Origin of the sequence: Xenorhabdus sp. Sc-CR9 (assembly GCF_963897815.1) — a bacterium.
Taxonomy (GTDB): domain Bacteria; phylum Pseudomonadota; class Gammaproteobacteria; order Enterobacterales; family Enterobacteriaceae; genus Xenorhabdus.
Genome location: NZ_CAWQTY010000138.1, coordinates 36,969 through 58,078, shown reverse-complemented (window position 1 = coordinate 58,078; position 21,110 = coordinate 36,969). Strand labels below are relative to the sequence as shown.

The 21,110-nt window shown below is 51.4% G+C and carries 24 protein-coding genes; 23 read left to right on the top strand and 1 reads right to left on the bottom strand.

What is annotated here, in order from left to right:
* Positions 1-20: 20 nt before the first annotated feature.
* From AACQ81_RS06785 to AACQ81_RS06675, 23 genes are all read left to right on the top strand, one after another.
* Entirely contained in the window at positions 21-647 is a 627-nt protein-coding gene (locus AACQ81_RS06785; protein ID WP_237386728.1) for a BRO family protein, read from the top strand.
* A gap of 161 nt (positions 648-808) precedes the next feature.
* Positions 809-1,159 (top strand): HNH endonuclease, encoded by a 351-nt coding sequence (locus tag AACQ81_RS06780; RefSeq protein ID WP_237386722.1) that lies wholly within the window; start codon positions 809-811, stop codon positions 1,157-1,159.
* 260 nt (positions 1,160-1,419) lie between these two features.
* The gene (locus tag AACQ81_RS06775; RefSeq protein WP_237386721.1) at positions 1,420-1,914 is read left to right on the top strand and encodes a phage terminase small subunit P27 family; all 495 of its coding nucleotides are present in this window, start codon (positions 1,420-1,422) and stop codon (positions 1,912-1,914) included.
* Positions 1,911-3,641: a terminase large subunit gene (locus tag AACQ81_RS06770; protein ID WP_237386720.1), complete on the top strand. Its 1,731-nt coding sequence runs from the start codon at positions 1,911-1,913 to the stop codon at positions 3,639-3,641. Before AACQ81_RS06775 ends, AACQ81_RS06770 begins: the two co-directional genes overlap by 4 nt.
* Positions 3,638-3,799 carry a hypothetical protein gene (locus tag AACQ81_RS06765; RefSeq protein WP_237386719.1) on the top strand — a complete coding sequence of 54 codons (162 nt, stop codon included), beginning with the start codon at positions 3,638-3,640 and terminating at the stop codon, positions 3,797-3,799. Before AACQ81_RS06770 ends, AACQ81_RS06765 begins: the two co-directional genes overlap by 4 nt.
* Complete coding sequence (locus AACQ81_RS06760; RefSeq protein WP_237386718.1) at positions 3,789-5,012, top strand: phage portal protein; 1,224 nt, start codon at positions 3,789-3,791, stop codon at positions 5,010-5,012. Before AACQ81_RS06765 ends, AACQ81_RS06760 begins: the two co-directional genes overlap by 11 nt.
* Positions 5,005-5,604 carry an HK97 family phage prohead protease gene (locus AACQ81_RS06755; RefSeq protein WP_237386717.1) on the top strand — a complete coding sequence of 200 codons (600 nt, stop codon included), beginning with the start codon at positions 5,005-5,007 and terminating at the stop codon, positions 5,602-5,604. The genes AACQ81_RS06760 and AACQ81_RS06755 overlap by 8 nt, the downstream gene beginning before the upstream one ends.
* 9 nt (positions 5,605-5,613) lie before the next feature.
* Positions 5,614-6,837 carry a phage major capsid protein gene (locus AACQ81_RS06750; RefSeq protein ID WP_237386716.1) on the top strand — a complete coding sequence of 408 codons (1,224 nt, stop codon included), beginning with the start codon at positions 5,614-5,616 and terminating at the stop codon, positions 6,835-6,837.
* An 81-nt stretch (positions 6,838-6,918) separates the two neighbouring features.
* Complete coding sequence (locus AACQ81_RS06745) at positions 6,919-7,215, top strand: head-tail connector protein (RefSeq protein ID WP_237386715.1); 297 nt, start codon at positions 6,919-6,921, stop codon at positions 7,213-7,215.
* On the top strand, positions 7,139-7,552 hold the full coding sequence (locus tag AACQ81_RS06740; protein WP_237386714.1) for a phage head closure protein: 414 nt from the start codon (positions 7,139-7,141) through the stop codon (positions 7,550-7,552). Before AACQ81_RS06745 ends, AACQ81_RS06740 begins: the two co-directional genes overlap by 77 nt.
* Positions 7,539-7,931, top strand: a complete 393-nt coding sequence (locus AACQ81_RS06735) for a hypothetical protein (RefSeq protein ID WP_237386713.1) — start codon at positions 7,539-7,541, stop codon at positions 7,929-7,931. The genes AACQ81_RS06740 and AACQ81_RS06735 overlap by 14 nt, the downstream gene beginning before the upstream one ends.
* Complete coding sequence (locus tag AACQ81_RS06730; RefSeq protein WP_237386712.1) at positions 7,924-8,328, top strand: HK97-gp10 family putative phage morphogenesis protein; 405 nt, start codon at positions 7,924-7,926, stop codon at positions 8,326-8,328. Before AACQ81_RS06735 ends, AACQ81_RS06730 begins: the two co-directional genes overlap by 8 nt.
* Positions 8,329-8,349: 21 nt before the next feature.
* On the top strand, positions 8,350-8,814 hold the full coding sequence (locus AACQ81_RS06725) for a phage tail protein (RefSeq protein WP_237386711.1): 465 nt from the start codon (positions 8,350-8,352) through the stop codon (positions 8,812-8,814).
* Complete coding sequence (locus tag AACQ81_RS06720) at positions 8,811-9,155, top strand: phage tail protein (RefSeq protein ID WP_272903040.1); 345 nt, start codon at positions 8,811-8,813, stop codon at positions 9,153-9,155. The genes AACQ81_RS06725 and AACQ81_RS06720 overlap by 4 nt, the downstream gene beginning before the upstream one ends.
* Before the next feature lie 221 nt (positions 9,156-9,376).
* Complete coding sequence (locus AACQ81_RS06715) at positions 9,377-12,682, top strand: phage tail tape measure protein (protein WP_237386710.1); 3,306 nt, start codon at positions 9,377-9,379, stop codon at positions 12,680-12,682.
* A 6-nt stretch (positions 12,683-12,688) separates the two neighbouring features.
* On the top strand, positions 12,689-13,291 hold the full coding sequence (locus AACQ81_RS06710) for a hypothetical protein (RefSeq protein WP_237386726.1): 603 nt from the start codon (positions 12,689-12,691) through the stop codon (positions 13,289-13,291).
* On the top strand, positions 13,291-13,872 hold the full coding sequence (locus AACQ81_RS06705; RefSeq protein ID WP_237386709.1) for a hypothetical protein: 582 nt from the start codon (positions 13,291-13,293) through the stop codon (positions 13,870-13,872). The genes AACQ81_RS06710 and AACQ81_RS06705 overlap by 1 nt, the downstream gene beginning before the upstream one ends.
* 44 nt (positions 13,873-13,916) lie before the next feature.
* Positions 13,917-14,225 (top strand): hypothetical protein, encoded by a 309-nt coding sequence (locus AACQ81_RS06700; RefSeq protein ID WP_237386708.1) that lies wholly within the window; start codon positions 13,917-13,919, stop codon positions 14,223-14,225.
* Positions 14,226-14,373: 148 nt separating this feature from the next.
* A complete protein-coding gene (locus tag AACQ81_RS06695) occupies positions 14,374-14,772 on the top strand; it encodes a DUF6950 family protein (protein ID WP_237386707.1) in 399 nt (132 codons plus the stop codon).
* The gene (locus tag AACQ81_RS06690; RefSeq protein WP_237386706.1) at positions 14,772-17,453 is read left to right on the top strand and encodes a phage tail tip fiber protein; all 2,682 of its coding nucleotides are present in this window, start codon (positions 14,772-14,774) and stop codon (positions 17,451-17,453) included. Before AACQ81_RS06695 ends, AACQ81_RS06690 begins: the two co-directional genes overlap by 1 nt.
* Positions 17,453-17,815 carry a hypothetical protein gene (locus tag AACQ81_RS06685; protein ID WP_237386705.1) on the top strand — a complete coding sequence of 121 codons (363 nt, stop codon included), beginning with the start codon at positions 17,453-17,455 and terminating at the stop codon, positions 17,813-17,815. Before AACQ81_RS06690 ends, AACQ81_RS06685 begins: the two co-directional genes overlap by 1 nt.
* Position 17,816: 1 nt before the next feature.
* Positions 17,817-18,431: a hypothetical protein gene (locus AACQ81_RS06680; protein ID WP_237386704.1), complete on the top strand. Its 615-nt coding sequence runs from the start codon at positions 17,817-17,819 to the stop codon at positions 18,429-18,431.
* 34 nt (positions 18,432-18,465) lie between these two features.
* On the top strand, positions 18,466-19,659 hold the full coding sequence (locus AACQ81_RS06675) for a pyocin knob domain-containing protein (protein ID WP_237386703.1): 1,194 nt from the start codon (positions 18,466-18,468) through the stop codon (positions 19,657-19,659).
* Between the two features lie 25 nt (positions 19,660-19,684).
* On the opposite strand, the gene AACQ81_RS06670 is transcribed toward AACQ81_RS06675, so the two are convergent.
* The gene (locus AACQ81_RS06670) at positions 19,685-20,515 is read right to left on the bottom strand and encodes an NYN domain-containing protein (protein WP_237386702.1); all 831 of its coding nucleotides are present in this window, start codon (positions 20,513-20,515) and stop codon (positions 19,685-19,687) included.
* Between the last annotated feature and the right edge of the window lie 595 nt (positions 20,516-21,110).

The window sequence follows — 21,110 nt, the reverse complement described above, 5'->3', positions numbered from 1 at the left end:
TGAGGAATCAGCTAGAACTGATGCTACTCGATGGGCTGATTTCCTATTGCGGCAAAGGTTCATTACCTAAGTTAAGGATAAGCATCGTGACTACAGCATTAACTTTTAAAGAGCACGAAATCGTTCCATTTGATAATGGTGACGGGAAGATCTGGTTTACCAGTAAGCAAATGGCTGAACTGCTTGAATATAAGAACGAGAAATCTGTAACCAATCTTTACAACGCTAACAAAGATGAGTTCACAGACGATATGACGATGGTCACTGAATCAATGACCATTGGAATAAACAATAGCTTACGTAAAAAGAAGGTGAGAATTTTCTCTGTCAGAGGTTCCCATTTAATTGGGATGTTAGCTGATACTGATGTCGCCAAATCATTACGCAGATGGCTGCTGGATCTAGCTGATAAAGAAAGTAATACATATATTCCATCCGTTGGATACACAATTCAACAGATGCAGAACATTGTAGCAAAAGCCCGAAAAGCCTCTGATGAAGATTCATCTGATGCAGGCCGCAGACTGAGAAAGCGACAAGATGATCTGGTCACCCTCAATAAAGCTGAAAGGCTGATTGATGATATCGGTCAGATGGCACTTGGTCTTATTGGTGGTGGTAAACGAGAGTTTACACATAAATCGTGATCGCCATGCAGTAGACCTAAAGTCTATCGGACATTGCCCATATTTAAGGCGGTGACAAATGGATTAGGCAGAACTTTATAAAACGCCGGCTAAAAAATGACGGGGTTATATCAAACAGAACAGTTGAATATGCTAAATGAGGCAAATATGGAGGCCAGAACATGCCACCCCGTATACCCCGAGCCTGCCGCAAACGAGGCTGTCCCAAGACTACGACTGATCGCTCAGGCTACTGCACTGATCACCTGCACACAGGCTGGCAGAACCATCAGCAGGGCAAGAGCCGACACGAGCGCGGCTATGGCAGCAAGTGGGACAAACTACGAATCACAGTGAAGCAACGGGATAAGCATCTATGCCAGCAGTGTCTACGCAATGGTCGGGCAGTCACAGGCACCACAGTAGATCATATCAAACCCAAGGCACATGGCGGGACGGATGCGTTATCAAATTTGATGCTCCTGTGCTTTACCTGCCATAAACGCAAGACCGCCACGGAGCGATTACGATGAACAAGAAACAAGTCTAATTTCAAGTGAAATGATATCCATTGAGACAGTCACGCATTCTTAGCCTGAGACTGATTTAATTTCCATTTGCAATCATTGCGCATGTCATGGTCACTCAGGGGGAGGGGCGGGTGAAATCCCTGCCACTCTCGCCCCAAGGGACCGCCGCCTAGGGTCAATTTTTATGCCCGCGAAAAATGAACTTTAAATCCGGGGGCGTTTTATCCCTCTTTCACTGTTTTTGAGCACGGGAGGTGCTGCGTATGGCGGGAACGGCGGGGAAGTCAGGTCGTCGCCCCAAGCCGACGGCACGAAAGGCACTGGCCGGTAATCCGGGCAAGCGCAAGCTCAACCGCGATGAGCCGAGCTTTACGCCACTGACCGGGGTCTCCCCGCCGGACTGGTTTGTTGAAAATGATCTGTCATTGGCGGTGGTGATGTGGGAGATGACCAGCAAGGAACTGTGCACACAGGGGTTATTGTGTGTCACTGACCTTGCCGTACTGGAACGTTGGTGTGTGGCTTATCAGTTCTGGCGCATGGCGGTGGTCAATATTGCCCGGCAGGGTAACACCGTGACCGGCGCGACGGGCGGGCCTGTCAAAAACCCCGAACTGACCGCCAAGAAAGAACAACAATCTGAAATGGATACCACCGGTTCCATGCTGGGGTTAGACCCGAGCAGCCGTCAGCGCCTGATCGGGGCGGCAGGCAAGGCCAAAACGGACAACCCGTTTATGAGGATGATTTCATCATGAGCCGTAAATCTTATCTGAATGTCAATGCGGCGAACCAGTATGCCCGGGATGTGGTGCGCGGCAAGATTGAGACCGGGCGTTCTGTCAAAGAGGCGTGCCAGCGGCATCTGGATGATGTGGCGAAAGAGAAGGGCAAGGCCTTCAAGTACCGTTTTGACAAGGATCTGGCAGAACGCGCCGCGAAATTTATTCAGTTGCTGCCCCACACCAAGGGCGAATGGGCGTTTAAACGGATGCCGATTACACTGGAACCGTGGCAACTGTTTATCATCTGTTCGGTGTTTGGCTGGGTGCATAAAGGCAGCCGGTTGCGCCGCTTTCGCGAAGTGTATACGGAGATCCCCCGCAAAAATGGCAAGTCGGCCATCTCAGCGGGTGTCGCACTCTACTGCTTTACCTGTGATGACGAGTTCGGGGCGGAGGTCTATTCCGGGGCCACGACCGAGAAGCAGGCGTGGGAAGTGTTCCGCCCTGCGCGGCTGATGTGCAAGCGTACCCCGATGCTGGTCGAGGCGTTCGGCATTGAAGTGAATGCCTCCAACCTGAACCGCCCGGCAGATGGGGCGCGCTTTGAGCCATTAATAGGTAACCCCGGTGACGGGCAGTCCCCCAGTTGCGCCATTGTCGATGAATACCATGAACACGATACCGACGACCTGTACACCACGATGTTGACGGGGATGGGGGCACGGCGTCAGCCCCTGATGTGGGCGATCACCACGGCAGGCTATAACATTGAAGGTCCCTGTTATGACAAACGCCGCGAAACCATCGAGATGCTGTCCGGCAATGTGCCCAATGATGAGCTGTTCGGGATCATTTACACCGTGGATGAGGGGGATGACTGGACTTCCCCGGACGTCTTGCGCAAAGCCAACCCGAATATGGGGGTCTCCGTCTACGCGGACTTTCTGCTCAGTCAGCAACAGCGCGCCCTGAACAACCCCCGCCTCGCCAGCGTGTTCAAGACCAAGCACCTCAATATCTGGGTGTCTGCACGGGAGGCGTACTTCAATATGGTGAACTGGAAACAGTGCGAAGACACCTCGCTGACATTGGAACAATTCGAGGGCCAGCCCTGCATTCTGGCGTTTGACCTCGCCCGCAAACTGGACATGAACAGCATGGCACGGCTTTTTACCCGTGAAATTGACGGCAAGCGCCATTATTACAGTGTGGCACCGCTTTTCTGGGTGCCGCATGACGCCGTATACAGCGTGGAGCAGGCCGAAAACCGCCGTACCGCTGAACGTTTTCAGAAGTGGGCAGAAATGGATCTGCTGACTGTGACCGAGGGGGCCGAAGTGGATTACCGCTACATTCTTGAAGAAGCGAAGACCGCCAGCCAGCTGAACCCGGTCGAAGAAGCGCCGATTGATCCCTTTGGGGCCACCGGCTTATCCCATGCGCTGGCCGATGAGGGCATCAATCCCATTATCATCACCCAGAACTTCACCCACATGAGCGACCCCATGAAGGAGCTGGAAGCCGCGATTCAGTCCGGGCGCTTTCACCATGACGGACACCCGATTATGTCGTGGTGCCTCGGTAACGTGGTGGGAAAAACAATGGGCGGCAATGATGACATCGTGCGCCCCATCAAGGAGCAAAAGGACAGCAAAATTGACGGCGCGGTAGCCCTGATTATGGCGATGGGCCGGGCTATCCTGAACGAAGCACCGGACTTCCTTTCTACCCTCGATCCTGATGACCTGTTATTCCTATGAAAAATTTACTGATTGATATCATCGCCCTGACAGGGTTCGGGGCGATGTTGGCGGGTTGTTACCTGAAATACGGGCTGGCCAATACCCTGATGATTGGGGGCGTTTTCGCCATTATCTACGCACTGGTCGCCGCCAGAAGGGGGAAACATGCTGCTTGATGCCTTGTTCCGCAGTGAACCGCTGGAAAATCCCCACGTCCCGCTGACCGCCGAGTCTGCCGAACATGACGGTCTGTTTAGTGCTGATGTCTATGTCAGCCCCGAAACAGCCATGAAACTGGCGGCAGTGTATGCCTGTATTTATGTGCTCTCGTCGTCGGTGGCACAAATGCCGCTGCATGTAATGCGCAAAACAGGCCAGTCGGTGGAGATGGCGCGTGATCACCCGGTGTTTTATCTGGTGCATGATGAACCCAACAGCTGGCAGACCAGCTACAAATGGCGGGAGCTGAAACAGCGCCATGTCCTTGGCTGGGGCAATGGTTACTCGTGGGTAAAACGTAACCGCCGGGGTGAGGTCACTGAGCTGGAGGCGTGCATGCCGTGGGAAACTACGCTGCTGAACACCGGCGGACGCTACACCTACGGCGTGTATAACGAAGACGGCAGTTTCGCCATCAGCCCCGACGACATGATCCACATCCGGGCGCTGGGCAATAACCGTAAGCTGGGCTTAAGTCCCATTCTGCAACACGCCGAAACCATCGGTATGGGCATGAGCGGACAGAAGTACACCAGCGCCTTTTTTGGCGGCAATGCCCGTCCGGCGGGGATTGTCTCCGTCAAGGGCGAAGTCGCAAAAGAAGGTTGGGAACGGCTCAAAACAATGTGGCGGAAGGCGTCGGCTGCCCTGCGGCGTGAGGAAAACAAAACCCTGCTGCTGCCGGCCGATTTGGATTATCACGCCCTGACCGTTTCCCCGGTGGATGCGCAACTCATTGACATGCTGAAACTCAACCGCTCCATGATAGCCAGTCTCTTTAATGTGCCGGCCCACATGATTAATGATTTGGAGAAGGCCACTTATTCCAATATCTCCGAACAGTCTATCCAGTTTGTGCGGCATACCGTGATGCCATGGATAGCCAACTGGGAGCAGGAGCTGAACCGCCGCCTGTTTACCCGGCAGGAACGGCAGGCCGGTTTCTATGTCCGGTTCAATCTGGCCGGATTATTGCGGGGCACGCCACAGGAACGCGCCCAGTTCTACCACTTCGCCATTACCGATGGCTGGATGAGCCGTAACGAGGCGCGCGCCTTTGAAGACATGAACCCGGTGGATGGCCTGGATGACATGCTGGTCAGTGTCAATGCAGCCAGCCCCATTAACAACCCTCAACCGCCTGAACAGGAGAATCAAACTGATGCGTGACAGAGAACTGCGCTGTTACCCCGGCGAGGTGCGGGCTGACACACCGGAGGGGCAGCCGACACGCATTGTCGGTTACGGCTCGGTGTTTAACAGCCGCTCTGAACCCCTGTGGGGCTTTCGCGAAATTATCAAACCCGGTGCCTTTGACGAGGTGCTCAATGATGACGTGCGTGGCCTGTTTAACCATGACCCTAATTTTATTCTGGGGCGCAGCACGTCCGGCACCTTGTCCCTGTCAGTGGATGACAAGGGCTTGCGCTATGACATTACCGCGCCGGATACCCAGACCATCCGCGATCTGGTACTGGCCCCGATGCAGCGGGGCGATATTACCCAGTCCTCTTTTGCGTTCCGGGTTGCCCGTGACGGTGAGGAATGGCACGAAGATGAGGAAGGGATTGTTATCCGGGAAATCAGCCGCTTCTCCCGGTTGTATGACGTGAGTCCAGTGACCTATCCCGCCTATCAGGACGCGGATTCTGCCGTCCGTTCGTTACAGGCATGGCAGGAGGCACGCCACAGCGGAGCACTCCAACAGGCGATTAACCAAAAACAGGCCCGTGAGCGGCTATTGACCCTATTGAATCTCTAGGAGAGACGCATGAAATTGCATGAACTAAAACAACGCCGTAACACCATCGCCGCCCAGATGCGCACCCTGCATGACACCATCGGGGACAACGCATGGACCGACGAGCAGCGCACCGAATGGAATAAGGCCAAAACCGAACTGGAGGGTGTTGACACCCACATCCAGCGCGAAGAAGATTTGCGCAGTCTGGATCAACGACTGGTGGATGAGCAGGAACCGGAGCAGCGCAACAACCCGGCTAACCCGGAGACGGAGCAGCAAGAACGCCGGGTCGCGGCCTTTGATAAATACCTGCGTCACGGGCTGGGTGACATGACCCCCGAAGAGCGTCAGGCGTTGCGCGAGCTGCGGGCGCAGGGTACCTCACCGGATGAAAAAGGCGGCTACACCGTCCCCACCCAGATGCTCAACAAAGTGGTGGAGCAAATGAAAGCCTACGGCGGCATTGCCAGTGTGGCGCAAATTCTCAGCACCGCCACCGGACAGACTATCGAATGGTCAACCGCGGACGGCACGGCGGAAGAAGGGGAATTGCTGGGCGAAAATACGCAAGCCAGTGAAGAAGATACCGTGTTTGGCACTGAGTCTTTAGGGGCGAAGAAGCTCTCTTCCAAAATCATCCGGGTGTCCAATGAGTTGTTGCTGGACTCCGGTATTGACATGGAAGCCTATCTGGCCAAACGCATTGCCGAACGTATCGGGCGGGGTGAAGCCCGGTATCTGGTGAAAGGCACCGGCAAGGGCAGCCCGCAGCAACCCAAAGGACTGGAAACCTCGGTGACGGGGACAGTGGCCGCGTCGGCCAAGTTTAGCTGGAAGGACATGAACGCCCTGAAACACGCCATTGATCCGGCGTACCGCAATGCCGGCACTTTCCGCTGGGCGTTTAATGACAGTACGCTGAAAATCATCACGGAGATGGAAGACGCCCAGAACCGCCCATTGTGGCTGCCGGCCATTGCGGGCGTTGTGCCCTCTACCGTGCTGGGGGTTCCCTACGTGATTGATCAGGCGATTGCCGACATGGAGGCAGGCAACAAGTTCATCTACTGTGGTGACTTTAACCGCTTTATTGTGCGTCGTGTCACTTATATGACCCTAAAACGTCTGGTTGAGCGTTATGCGGACTTTGACCAGACCGCGTTCCTCGCCTTCCATCGTTTTGACTGTATTCTGGAAGATGCCTCCGCCATCAAGGCGCTGGTCGGCAAGGGTACGGTATCAGCGGGGTAATGCCCGGCAATGACACTCACGCCGCGTAAGCGGTTTTTTTGTGCCTGCGATCCATGAGGTCGCAGGTTTTCAGGAGGCACCGTGGCTTTTCCCACCCTCGAACAACTGAAACAACAATGCCGCCTCGACAATAACACTGATGATGACCTGTTGAATACCTACGCCCGGGCGGCCATCAGACGGGCTGAGAACTACCTGAACCGCCGCCTGTATGAAGACGCCGTGCCGGACAATGACCCCGATGGCTTACAGGTCTCAGAAGATATCACGCTGGCGATCATGCTGACTGTCGGCTACTGGTATGAAAACCGCGAGGCCCAGTCTTTGCCCACCGGATTTAAGGCATTGCTGGAACCTTACCGTTATATTCCCTTATAGGAGGTTACCCATGAAAGCCGGTTCATTGCGTCACCGGGTTAAATTGTACCGCCCCGTCATCACCCGTGATGAACTGGGATCGGAAACCATCACCCCGGAATACGTGGCGACGGTCTGGGCAAAAGCGGAGGCGATATCCAACCGCAAGACCCGCACCGCTGACCAGCAACAGGTCATTGAAGTGCAGCAATTCACGATCCGGCCACGGGCAGAGATTGCCGTCAGTTGGCTGGTTGAACATCAGGGGCGGCGGTTTACCGTGCGCACCGTGGATCGCAATCGCCCTGACCGCGCTGTGATCACCACCGAAGCGGATGTGCGCCATGATAGAGTCTGATATCAAAGCCGCACTGGAACGGTTAACGACGCTGACGGCCTACCCGTTGATATTACCCTCAACCGTACTGGAGGGCGTCACCTATCAGCGTATCAGTGACCCGAAGTTCAGTACCGGACTGGCCGCCACCCGATTAATTGAAGCCCGTTTTCAAATCAGCCTGATAATCCTGAACGATTACACCAAAGCCCTCCGGCTGGAGCAAAAAATCCGTTCCGCGTGGGAATCGGTGCAGCACGGCTATCTTGGGCGCACCCCAGTGCAAACCGTGTCGCGTGGGGTGTTGCATCAGGACGCCGAGGAACTGACCGAAAACCGCAAGCGTTACCGCGTGACCCGCGACTTTATTATCACTTATGCGGAGGTGCCCAATGATTAGCGCCAACCTCTCCGGTCTGGAAGCGCTGGGTCGTAAGTTACAGGCACTGGAAACCGACCTACAGACCCAAATCTTACGCAAGGCCGGAAAAACCGCTATGGAAATCGTCAAAGAAGACATGGCGGCTCACGCAGGCTATGACAAGAAAAGTGAGGGTCCCCATCTGCGGGACAATATCAACATTCGATCCACAAAATCCACGAAATACCCGGGCGGGGTAATGATTACCGTGGGTCCCGCCAAAGCCGACCGGATGAAAGCGCTGGCGCAGGAGATGGGCACGATTAAGCAGGTGCCGAACCCCTTTATCCGTCCGGCGCTGGATTACAACAAAACCGCCGTTATTAAGGTGCTCACGCAAGAAATCCGTGACGCCCTGTCCGCTTACAGTAAATAACTTTTGATGGAGTAATACACGATGGCAACCTCCCCTGAATACGCCGTTTTGCCTGCGGGCACGGTGGTGAAATTTGGCCAGCCCGGCGATACCGTTGAGCAGATGAAACCCCTGATTAACTGCAAGGCGCTGGGTGCTACGGGGTTAACAGGCAGTTTTGTTGACTGCACCACCCTGATGGATAACAACAAACAGTTTATTTCCGACATGCCGGAAGGCCCGGAGAAGTCACTGGGCTTTATTGATGATCCGCAAAACGCCGATTTTACCGCCTTCCTGAATGCTGCCCAGCATCGTGAGACAGTCCAGTTTTACGTTGCCCTGCCGAACAGGCGCACGGCGACTATGATATTAGCGCTCTCCGGCTGGGAGATGAATGACATTAACGCGCCGGCCAGTGAAGTGATTCAAATCACGGTCAAGGGCAAACAAAATAACCTCGTCTGGGGTATCGATAAAACCAAAACAGGAGTGACCCAATCATGAATCTGAAAGCCGCCTTACTGACCCCGCGCCCCCATGTGAAAGAAGTGGAACTCTTTGGCGCCAAGGTTAATCTGCGCCGCATGACCGCCTCCGAATTACTGGATCTGGAGGAAGAAACCGAAAGGCTGAGTGAAGCAGAGGGCGGCCGCGCGGCTTCCTATCTGAATATCCAGCGGGTGCTGGATTGTCTGGTGGATGACAAGGGCAAACCCATTGCCGCCGAAGATTTACCGACAGCGGAAGAGCTGATGGGGATTCACGACAACGCCACGATAATTGAGGCCATCCAGATCGTGAAACGCCATTCCATCGGCACACTGGAGGACGCCGAAAAAAACTGACCCGCTCGCCGTGGCTGCATTTTGCCTTTGCCCTCGCGGAACAGCTCGGCGAGATTGATCCCTACCGTATCCTGTCCCTGCCTGCCGCCACCCTCAACGAGTGGCAGGCGTATTATCAGCTAAAAAATAACAAGCCGGATACCCCTTCCTCTCCTGCGCCCGTTTCCCGCGATACGGAGCAGGCGCAGTGTGACGCCGTCATGAAATTATTAGGTTAAGTTATGGCAAATCTATCAACGCTCACCGTGGGCTTGTTGCTCAATGCAACCTCGTTCCGCTCCCAGATCACCGGCGCTTACCGTCACGCCGGGCGGGAGTCGGAGCGATTTTCCGACAAGGCCAAAAAAGACGCGAAAAAGGCGGAATCCGCTTACCTGTCCTTGGGTAAACAGATTAAATCAGTCTCCGGCCAGTTGATGCTGCTGGCCGGGACAGGATTTTCATTGGGTTCCATTCTGACGGCGACCCGTGACTATGGACAGGCATTATCTAACCTGTCTGCGATTACGGGGGCGACTGGCGCACAGTTAGCGATTTACAACAAGGCAGCCCGTGAGATGGGGCGCACCACGGAATTCTCAGCAACACAGGCGGCTGAGGCCATCAAATTGGTGGCTTCTGCAAAACCGGAGCTGATGAAAAGCAGTGATGCACTGATTAAAGTTACCAAAAGTGCCATTACCTTGGCGCAGGCAGGCGATCTTACCTTGGCTGACTCCGCCCGCTCATTGACTCTTTCCCTCAATCAGTTCGGTGCATCAGCCGCACAAACAGAACGTTATATCAATGTACTGGCGGCAGGGGCAAAGTATGGTTCCTCAGAAATTACAGAAACTGCCTCTGCGATAAAGAACAGTGGCACGATTGCATCACAAGCGGGAATTTCTTTTGAGGAATTAAATGCAGCGATTCAGGTATTGGCAGAAGGAGGTATTAAAGGTAGTGAAGCGGGAGTCGCCCTGCGTAATATCATTCTGAACTTGGAGAAAAGCACTGACAAATCGTTAAGACCTTCTGTCGTGGGATTGGGTGAGGCATTGGATAACCTCAGCAAAAAGAAATTGTCTACCACGGCGATGGTAAAAATGTTTCGATTGGCAAATGTTAGTTCAGCTACCATTCTGAAACAGAATGTCAGTAAATTAAATGAACTCAGGGACGCGCTAACGGGCACGAGTACCGCTTTTGAGCAAGCTAATACGAAGGCTGATAACCTGAATGGTGATCTGGCGTTGCTCAAAGGGGCATTGGGAGAGGTGATCCTTCAAGCGGGAGAAGGCGCAGAGGGGCCATTGCGCAGTGGTGTTCAGGCCATTACAGGGGCGGTAAATACATTAACCAATAATGTAAATGTTGCCAGTGTTGCCACTTATGGGCTGGTGTCAGTGATGGGGGGTAGGTTAGCCAATAGCTTAAAAGATCAGTCCAAAGAATGGATTAAAACGCAAAAAGCATCAGGTGACGCTGCCCGGCAACAGGCTGAAACCGCGAAACGCACCATTGAACAAGCCAACGCCACGATTAGCTCAACGGAAGCGCAGCGTCGGCACATTAAATATCTGGAGGACACAAACCGTCAGCACGGAATTTATGTTAACTATGCTAAGGAGAAAAAGACATTATTTAGGCAAGAGACAGAGGCATTCAAACAAAGAGAAAGAGCGACAAAAACGCTGGAAGTTGCTAACCGCCGACTTTCTTTTTCCTATCAGGCGCTATCCCGAACCATGGGGATTGCCCGTAATGCATGGGCAATGATTGGAGGACCCTTTGGTGCCGCAATGCTGGCAGGTTCTGCGCTATTGTACTTTCGTGATAGCGCCAAACAAGCAAAGACAGAAGCGCTTGGCTTGAAAGATGCTGTTGTCGAAACCATTGCGCAACTCCAAGCTCTTTCCAAGGTAAAAGTTGAGGTCGAAATAGATGAAATTACGGAGAAGATAGACAATCTAAAAGAGCAAAGGGAAGAAGTTGTTCGAAAATTAGGTAGATATTCTGATATCAGAATTAATCTGGCGCGAAAAGGATATTTTTTATCTCCTGATCCCAAAAAGCTAGAAAAAGAGAAGCGGGAGCTTCTCGGTCAATTAGAAGATCTTGATAAAGGGCTTGAAGTACAGACTAATAGGCTTAACCAGCATAAAAAAACGGTATCTATTGGAAAATTCAATATCCCTCTCCCTCCTGACGCACCACCGCCAAATAATCCTCCTCCACCTAGCGATGAGGGTGGTGATAATGATAAAAATAACAACAAAGGAAAACAAACCCTCAACCAATATCAGCAATTACGCAAGGAAATTGAACAGGCGCATGCAACCAGCTTAGGGCGCATCATCTTAAGTGAACAGGAGAACCAGAGAAAACTGACTGAGGTCGGTAAATCGGGTTTGGTTTCCCAGAGTGAAATTTCTCGCCTGATGACGCTTAACGCGGAAAATCACCAAAAGCAACGGGTGGCGCTGGCGGAAAAATATGCGCCGGCACGGGCTTTAATTCGTCAGGAGCAAGAGGCTAATCAGGAACTCAAAGCCTTATACAGCACCCGATTACTGACCGAGCAGGAATATCTGTCAGCCAGCAGGATGTTATATCAAACGTCTGTCAGGGATAAGCTGGCAGAGCAGGCCAAACAATGGGCGGCTCCGCGTCTGGATATCGCGGGTGAGGTTGATCCTGTTGTGCAACTCAAAAACCAGCTGACAGAACAAACGGCGCTGTATGATGCGTATTATATGAATAATCGTATCAGCAAGGAGCGTTACGAGCAATTGACCACGGCGGCCACCCTCCGCGCCAAGGAAGCCCAATTTTCCGCCTCCAAAGAACTGTATGCCGCACAGGGAAACTGGCAAAAAATGCAGATGAACCTGCTGGATACGGTAGAACAGCGTACCGGTAACGCCTTAACCGGGATGCTGACGGGGAGTAAGTCATTCTCGGAGTCTATGAAAGAACTGTCTGCCTCACTGGCGCAATCCATCATTCAGGATTTGGTACGCATTGCCATGCAGGCCATGATCACCAAGGCAATATCGGGCTTCTTTGGTGGCATGTCAGGAACCGGCTCATTAGCCTCAGCAGGTGGCAATATGTCTTCTGCCAATACGGGGGCCATGGGGATGTCAACCAACTGGCGTAGCTTTGTTCCCAATGCCAAAGGCGGTGTTTATCAATCGGCTGATTTAAGTCAGTACAGCGGGCAAATAGTCAGCAGCCCGACCTTATTTAAATTTGCCAAAGGGGGCGGATTAATGGGCGAAGCGGGGCCGGAAGCCATTCTGCCCCTTAAGCGGGGTTCTGATGGGGCTTTAGGGGTGGAAGCCATGACGCCACCCGCCGCGGGTTCAGGGGATATTCATGTCTACCAGACTATTCAGGTATCAGGCAATGGCGATCAGGTCTTGCTGGCCGCCATGGAAGAAGCCGCCCGCCGCGGGGCAGAGCAGGGCGCAGCGACAGCCAAGGCCAATTTGATTCGGGACTTTCAAACAAACGGTCAGATAAGAAAAACATTAGGGGTGTAAATGTCTATAATGATTCTGGATTGGCCTGAAACGGTTATCCCCAATACATTAAGCTGGCAACTCATCAGCAACAGCAAAACCTTCACTTCGGTGTTCAATGGCAGCAGTCAGACAGTGCGGTTTCCGGGCAGCCGCTGGCGTTGTGTGCTAACGTTTAACATACTGACAGATGAAAAGGCGCGCTTATTGGAATCGTTGATTGCCCGGCTGGACGGAGAATCGGGTCGGGTGCGTTTGTTCGATTGGGCGAGACCCGGACTCATGGGTATGGGGTCACCATATCCCAAGGTCAGTGCCGCTAATCAATTGGGCCGCTCTCTGAACACTGATGGCTGGCAGCCGAACAGGCGGGTGCTGCGGCAGGGGGATTACCTGACGGTGGGTAATGAGTTAAAGATGGCGACAGGGGATGTTGTCAGCAATAACGCGGGAATGGCAATCATCCCTATTTCGCCTATGCTGCGTTATTCCCCCGGGTTACATGACAAAATTGAGACAGAGCAGCCTTTCGGCATTTTCAGGCAGACAGGTAACGATCAGGGCAATTTTCAACGCAAACCCGGTATTTTTACCAGTACCAGCCTGTCTTTTGAGGAGGCATTATTCTGATGTTCTATCATCCTTTTTCTAATGACATGGTAAAGGCCATTAATGAGGGCGCTTCCCTCGTTATGGCGGCACGGCTGGATTTCGTCTCCGGGGCGGTTTGTGCTCATACCGGGGTGGGGAATCTCGTCATTGCCGGTGAAACGTATCTCGGCGTCGGCAGTTTGGGCGAGATTGAAGCGGCCTCGGAAAATATGACCACCAGCCCGACACAACTCATCTTGAAATTAACCGGCTTTGATCGCGGACTGATAGGGACGGTGTTAAATGAACGGGGTCGCGGCCGGGATGCGCGGGTCATGATGGTGGCTATAGGGGATAACGGGCAGCCTGTCTTGGCAGAAATGTTATTTGCAGGACAAATCTCCACCATTAATGTGGTGGCCGGAAATGAAAATGCCGTTGCCGTCACTATTTCTAACCGCTTTGAGCGCTGGTCAATGGGGCTGCCTGATCGGTTTACCGATGAATCATGGTCAGCCCGGCGACAGGGCGATCGGATATTCCGGTATGTGGCGCAGATGGCAGAGCGCGCCATTTACTGGGGGAATAAGAAAGATGCCCCTGCTTTTATTTATAAGTAGGTGATATCATGACCAATCGAATTTATTGCGAGTGAGGTAATGGTATGAAATGTGCTTCTCTGTTTCTTCTGGTAGCTCTGTTTTTCTCATCGTCGTATGTTATGGCTCAGGAAGGGTATTGGTATGAAGGATGTCCTAAGTACTCAGAAAAAGGGCTGAAAGAGGCATTAGGTAGAGCCAAAAACACTCCTATTGAGTCTATAAAAGATCTACAGCAGTATAGCAAGGGAGAGATTGAAATGGGCTTAAAAGTGAATGAGTGTGATGTACATAATTTCAAGGAGCGCAAAAAAGCAATAGAAAAAAGATTACAGGAAATCGAAGATATACAAAAAGTCTCAACTCACTCTTAATCGACCCTGTAAATCATTCTGTGTATTTGCCCTTTGATTAAAGGCGATTGTTTGACCGAGCATCGGATTTAAGTATTAATTATATCTACCCAACAAATTATTTTAGCCCAGCCGACGTGCTGGGTTTTTTATTTTACGGAGAACCCTCATGAGACACCGACAATGGACAACCCGATTACCGGACACACTGAGGGCGGCAATGAGTCGCCCTTTTTTATGGGGTGAACATGACTGCTGTCTGTTTGCTGCCGATTGCGTGCAGGCGGTGTGTGGTTTTGACCCGGGTGAAACCGTGCGGGGGCGTTATAACACCCGCTTCGGGGCAGCGCGTGTCCTGAAATCAGAATTCGGGACGCTGACACAGGCACTGGATCGGTTGTTTGACGCAATCCCGGTCACGGTGGCCGGACGGGGTGACATTGTGATGTTTCAGGCAGCAGAAGGAAAAACCCTGGGTGCCCTGTGGGCGGGGCAGGTCTGGGCAGTGACGCCCCATGGTGCCCGTCCGGTTGATGTCAGCCCATTGAAAGCGTGGAGGGTAGAATAATGGGTCAGACGATTGCGAGTGTGGTATCAGCGGGGTTGATGATTGCGGGTGCGGTTGTCACCGGGGGTCTGGGGGTGGCATTAATCGCAGCCGGGGTGGCGGTTCAGTTTGCGGCCAGTCAGATGTATAAACCCAAAATGCCGGGCATGGGCCGTGATCAGGCCGAAAGGAAGCAAATGCTGCGTTCGTCAACGGCTTCGGAAACCGTGATTGTGGGGCGCACGGTTGTTTCCGGGTTGCTGTTTTTTGCCGAGGAAGAGCCGGGCGAGCAGGATGAGCATGAAAAAATTACGCTGGCTATTGCTCTGGCAGGGCACCCGATTGAAAAAATTGGCCGAATCTGGCTGGGGGATGACCAGATTGAATCATTTGGTGAACATGCAGAGTGGGCCTTACACAACGGCAGGACGGACGCCGATCCTTTTATGCTGGAGAACTGCCCGTCATGGAAACCGGACATGATAGGGCGGGAAATGGCATGGCTGCGCGTGACGCTCAAATTTGATACAGAAAAATTTCCCTATGGTCTGCCAAATATCAAGTGTGAGGTCTGGGGTAAGAAACTGTACGATCCCCGAACCCAAAAGACGGCGTGGAGCAATAACGGGGCGCTGGTCATTCTGGATTACTACCGCAGTTACCTGCAAGTACCGGATGCTGACATTGACTGGGGGGCGTTCAAGCGGGCCGCTGATATCTGCGATGAAAGCATTGGTACCCCAGACGGGGGGCGCGAATCCCGTTACACGCTGAATGGGGCCTATGAACTGGAAGAAAGTCCCGCCAGCATTTTGGATGCCATGCACCGTTGTGTCGCGGCTGACCCGACGTATATGGCAGGTAAACACGGAATGTTAGCAGGGGCATACTATGGTCCTGCGGTGCTGGAAATTCATGAAAACCAGATCACCGACACCGTGACCCTGACACCCGAAGTGGGGCTGAAAGAGGCGACAAACGCCATTTATGGCACGTTTGTGGATGCCGAACAAATCCACACCAAAACTGATTTTACTCCTGTTATCCGGCATGAATGGATCGCCGAGGATGGCTTGGAGATTAAGGAAAACCTGGATTTTCGGTTTGTCACCACCCCTTATCAGGCTCAGCGACTGGCTCTTCAATATTTGCGCCGCAAGCGTGCCGGACGGCGGGTGCAGTTGAAAATGAATCTGGATGGCTACGCTTACCGCCCCGGTCAGGTGGTCAGGCTAAACTTGCCGACGCTGGGGATCGGTGAACTGGAATTCAGGGTGATTGACTGGCGGTTCAGTGCGCTGGACGGGGCAGATCTGACACTGGAGGAAGACGGAGCCTATGTGTACGAAGACGCCATCAGTAAACCGTTTGAGCGGCCGCCCTTTACACGGCTACCCGCAGGGAGTGTCGGCTCACCTACCACGCTGACATTTATTCCGCAAACACTGGGTGATGTGATACAGGGCGTACTGTCATGGCGCAATGTGAATGAAGTGGCCTTTAACCGCGTGACCATCTATCAGGATACCCGCATTGTTCAGACTATTCAGGTGCCCGGTGAGTCGGTCAATCTTGCCGGATTGGTTCGGGGAAATTACCGGGCGGAGGTGCGCGCAGTCAATGCGGCCGGTGCAATGTCCGCCCCCGCGGTGTTTGAATTCTCCATTCAGGCCCCGCCGCCCCCGGTTAATGTCGAAATCACCCCCGGCTTTTTCTCCCTGACGGTTGTCCCCCGGCAAGGGGATGTGGCCTCATTCGGTCATACCTTTGAGTTTTGGTTCAGCGAAAAGCAACTGGATCACACACATGAACCGGCGGTGATAAACCATGCTGACCGGCTGGGACAGGGTAACTTCTGGCTCAAGGATCATCTCAGAGCCGGAACGACTTACTGGTTTTACATTAGGACGCTCAATACATACGGCAAGTCGCTGTTTGTGGAAGCCAGCGGCATACCAGACAGCAACACCAAAGCTATCATGGATGAATTAGAGCATGATTTTATGACCACCGAGGCCGGAAAGCGGCTGGAAAGGCAGATTGATTTTACTACTGAGGCCATCATGGAAAATGCCGCCCTGATGGGTTCTGTGGTTCAGCATCAATTGAAAGAAAACGGTGAGATGCGGGCGGAGATACTGGAGGTCAGAACGACTCAGATAACCGACCAGAAAGCCTTTGCGGAGAAAATGGAAAAAGTACAGGTTAATGTAGGGGAAAACGCGGCGGCCATTGAAGAGAGGGCGATAGCAGTCTTTAATGTCGATGGTAACGGTTATGCCATTAAGGATATCGGGGCGGGCGTCTGGTACAACGGACAGTTCTATAAGGCCGGGGTGGTGATTGGTGCTGAGGTGAAGAATGGCAAAGTTGAAACGCATTTCGGTGTCAGGGCGAACCAGTTTACCGTAGTGAATCCGACCAATGAGAAGTCAGAGCCGGTCTTTGTGATTAAAAATGGTCAGGTGCTCGCCAATAGTCTGCTTGTCGGTGATGCCACCATCACCAGCGCAAAGATTGCCGACACCCTCCAGTCAACCAACTTCAACCCCAGCCGGCGAACCGGGTTCAGGCTGAATATGCGCACCGGGGAAATGGTGAGTTACGGGCAGGGGAATTCGGGCTATTGGGTAGAAACCAATAATTTAAAACAGTTGTTTGATAATAACGGCAGATTACGCATTCGTATGGGGTTCTGGTAATGGGCATGGGACTGGAAATTTACGACGAAAAGGGGCGGTTGATTATCACCACTAATAACATTATTCCGCGCTTTCTGGGGACGCACGTTATCCCGTTGAATAAATCCGGCAGCCTGTATCTGTCAGGTTTAAGCGAAGGGGGAAATGTGACCGCCCGTTTCTTTTTATACATGAGGAATAAACAGGGGCTTGTAACGACCAGCATCAGCAATGAATTTACCCGCTTCACTGTCTCCGGCAGCACGTTTAACTATCACGTGGACTATGACGTGTACCGCTGGGAGAACAAGGGGAAGGGGGGCGGGCAGAGCGGTGCCGGCTGGGATGAGATGATAAACCGGGTGACGATTTGGGCGATATAACATGTTTGGTATTGAATTTTACACCGATAATGGCTTTGTCCAGATATCGGATAAATCCCCGGCGCTGGGGTTTCTGAGAAAAGCGGCACCGGGCGAGAACAACCAGCAGCAGGGATATTATAACTTTGCCGAGGTGTACGGCGCGGGCGGGACCTATTTCTTTGCCCCGGTGTCTGAACTGAATGTTTACGGGAGGAGCGGGCTGGAGGTATACAGCGAGAACGGGGCACTGATGTTTTCATCTGCCATGAAATTGCTGTCCTTCGTGAAACCGTTTTATGTTGATGTCCCTAACAATCAAAACACGCCGTTTGTGCATACGGGAGGGGCAGATCGGCGCTATGGGTACATGATAATCAAGTCCCAGTCCCGGCATCATTACAGAAACAAGCAATTTATCAGTGGCGCGAACAACCCGCCTTACTTCGATGACGAGTGGGTCTATGACGTCTACGCCGAATCTTTCAAACCCGGATACAGCAATGGCAGAATTGAAATGAGGTATTCATTTGAATTTGCGCACCGGGGAGGCGGAGGGGTAGACCCGGGTACATGGAGTGGCCCGCCTCCGCTGATGGAAGGCTTTATTGTTGACCTGACCGCCATCGAAGGCTAATCCCTTTCTGACCTTTTCTTCACAGGAATTTATTATGTACTCACAAGGCGCAATCTCTACGGTGTCCGGCTCGGCTATTGTCCGCGGCACGGGCACCCGGTTTAAATCTAATATCAACGGCGTTGCCCCGGCACAGTTTATTTTAATCCAGGCCGGCAACGGTAACCTGTTACACATGATTCAGGCGGTGAACTCCGATACTGAGTTGGTACTGGTGGATAAGGCCCGCGAGACCCTCCGCAACGTCACCTACCAAATCCAGACCACCGCGCCAGATTCCATCGGTGATGCCGTCAGACATTTGGTGGCAATTAACAGCTATATTGTTAATTTCCTCCAGAACATGGACAAATGGATGTCACTAAATGGCACGGTGAATGTGGCCTTGCCGAACGGTCAGACGGTGCCATTGCAGTCGATACGGGCATTGCAGGCGGCGGTAACAGGGAAATTGGATAAGTCTCAGAACGGGGCGGATATTCCGAATAAAGCGGTGTTTGTGAAAAATCTGGCTTTGGGGGATGTGCTAAAAATCGGTGATTACGGGATTGGTTCAGTGAATGGCGCAACAATCTCTAATGGTGATTACAATAATGCGATTCTCAGCGGGGTTTATGCTGGTCCGGGTGTATCAAGCAAAAATGGTATCCAGAGTACAGTGTACGGCCCCTGTCTGGTACTGAGCAGACACAAAGACCATGTTTACCAACAAGCACACTGGCAGAAACAATTTTATTATAGGTACAGGGAGGTTGGTAAGTGGAGTCAATGGTGGGGAGTGTGGACAGAGGGTAATACCACCGTAGTTGACGGATTTTTGAAAAAAGCCTCCCCCATCATCAAAATCTGGAACGATGGAAAATTTGAAACCAACGACGAATCAGAAGGTGCAACGGTTGAGCGTCTGTCTGAGGGCGTCTATCTCATTAAAAACGTGCTGGGGTTCAATGCCGATGCTGCATGGGGCGGAGTCGATGGTGGGGTTGAAATTCCGATGTGCAAAAATAAATTACCGCTGATTTGGGTTGATTATAAAGTTCTGCCCGACGGCTCAATCAAATTAATGACCTATCACCGGGAACACCCTAACGCGCCGGAGTTCGCCAGAAATGTACGTCAGGGTTATTCTGACGGGGATTTGATTGATATTCCGGCTGGCAGGTCTATTTCTGTCCGTGTCCAGATGCCGGAAGATTCGGTGTGGAATGTGAGGGGGAGGGAGGGATAAATAAAAGCCCTCGTGGGAGGGGCTATCATCTTTTTCTGATATTGGTGCGATTCTGGTTTGATCGTTCTTTTCTTCTACGGATTCTTGATGCCTCTTTTTTTTCCCACCATTCTGGTTCAGGGTTTGGCATTACTTGGAGTGTGTCTGCGATGGCTGAAATCAAGTTATATGATTGTATTCCGTCTATATGTTCAGATAATGATGGGGATACTTCCTGTCTCAATGGATCTAAAATAAAATCTATCCCTTTGGTTCTTGCATGTTTTGCGGCGGGGACAAAGTCAGAATCTCCAGCAACTAGCACGATAACATCAACTAGCTTTTCATAAGCCAGCATAGTTATATCCATGCCTAATTTGATATCAACCGCTTTTTGTTTAATATCATAATGAAAGTCATCGTTTGTGAGGTCATCCCATTTTCTTTTGCCGGATAGCAAGTCCTTAAGAGTGTGATCATTTAATTGCCATTTTTTATTATCAACCAATGTTCCCATTCGTAAGGCAGTTTTTCTGCTTTTTCTTAATTCTTCATGGAGTTCAGTTCTCAGTATATAAGATGGTTCATTTTTGAAGTTTTTTCTCTCTGAAGTCTTATGTCCTTTTTCTGCTGGCAGGGGGTATCGAGTTTGAATATCGAGAGGAGGGCAATCATAAAAGTATATTCGATATAACTCTAAAGGAACGCGATTCTCATGAGAGTCACGTTTATATTTTAAATGATACTGAACCAAACCCCAGATAATTTTTATTATATGTGAAGCATTTATATTATGCTCTTTGAAATGCTTCCTTCTTACAGCATTAATTCTTTGAATGAAGAAACCCGAATCAATAAGGATTGCTGTTTTTTTCATTTTTTATCCAAAAAAAACGCCTAGAGCCGTTATGTAGATATTAACTATTGTCTACGAACGGGGCTAGGCTTGGTGTTTAAATAGCTTATGCTATGTAGACATTCTGTGTCAATGAATTTTTGCGATATTTTTAACCAAAATGCCATATCATAATGTTGTTATTGGAAAATAATATTCCGATATAGATGCTAGTGACAGGTTAACTATATACAGCATTATTCATTACCTTTGTCGCGTAAGCTAACGTTATAGCTGGAATAATAAATAGGTAACTATCGTATTTTCCGTGCAATTATAGTAACTATCATTCATTCCAAGATGTATATCTCACCATACTAAACCACCCCCGCAAATGCTTTCAGAAATTGCCTAATCTGTGAGATAGCAGCGTAATGAATTCACACAGAACGCAACAAAAAATATTGTTTCAAATCAATACGATTTTAATTGGTTATATTAAGGCGTGATACCCCCAACCACTGCATCACTGGTGGGGTGGGTGTGTGATTTTTTTATTAAATGGCAGGTGTTGAATTGTCTGGATAAGTGGGGGATGAGAACAGGGGCGGTGTACCCCTGAAGGTTGGTGCGTATT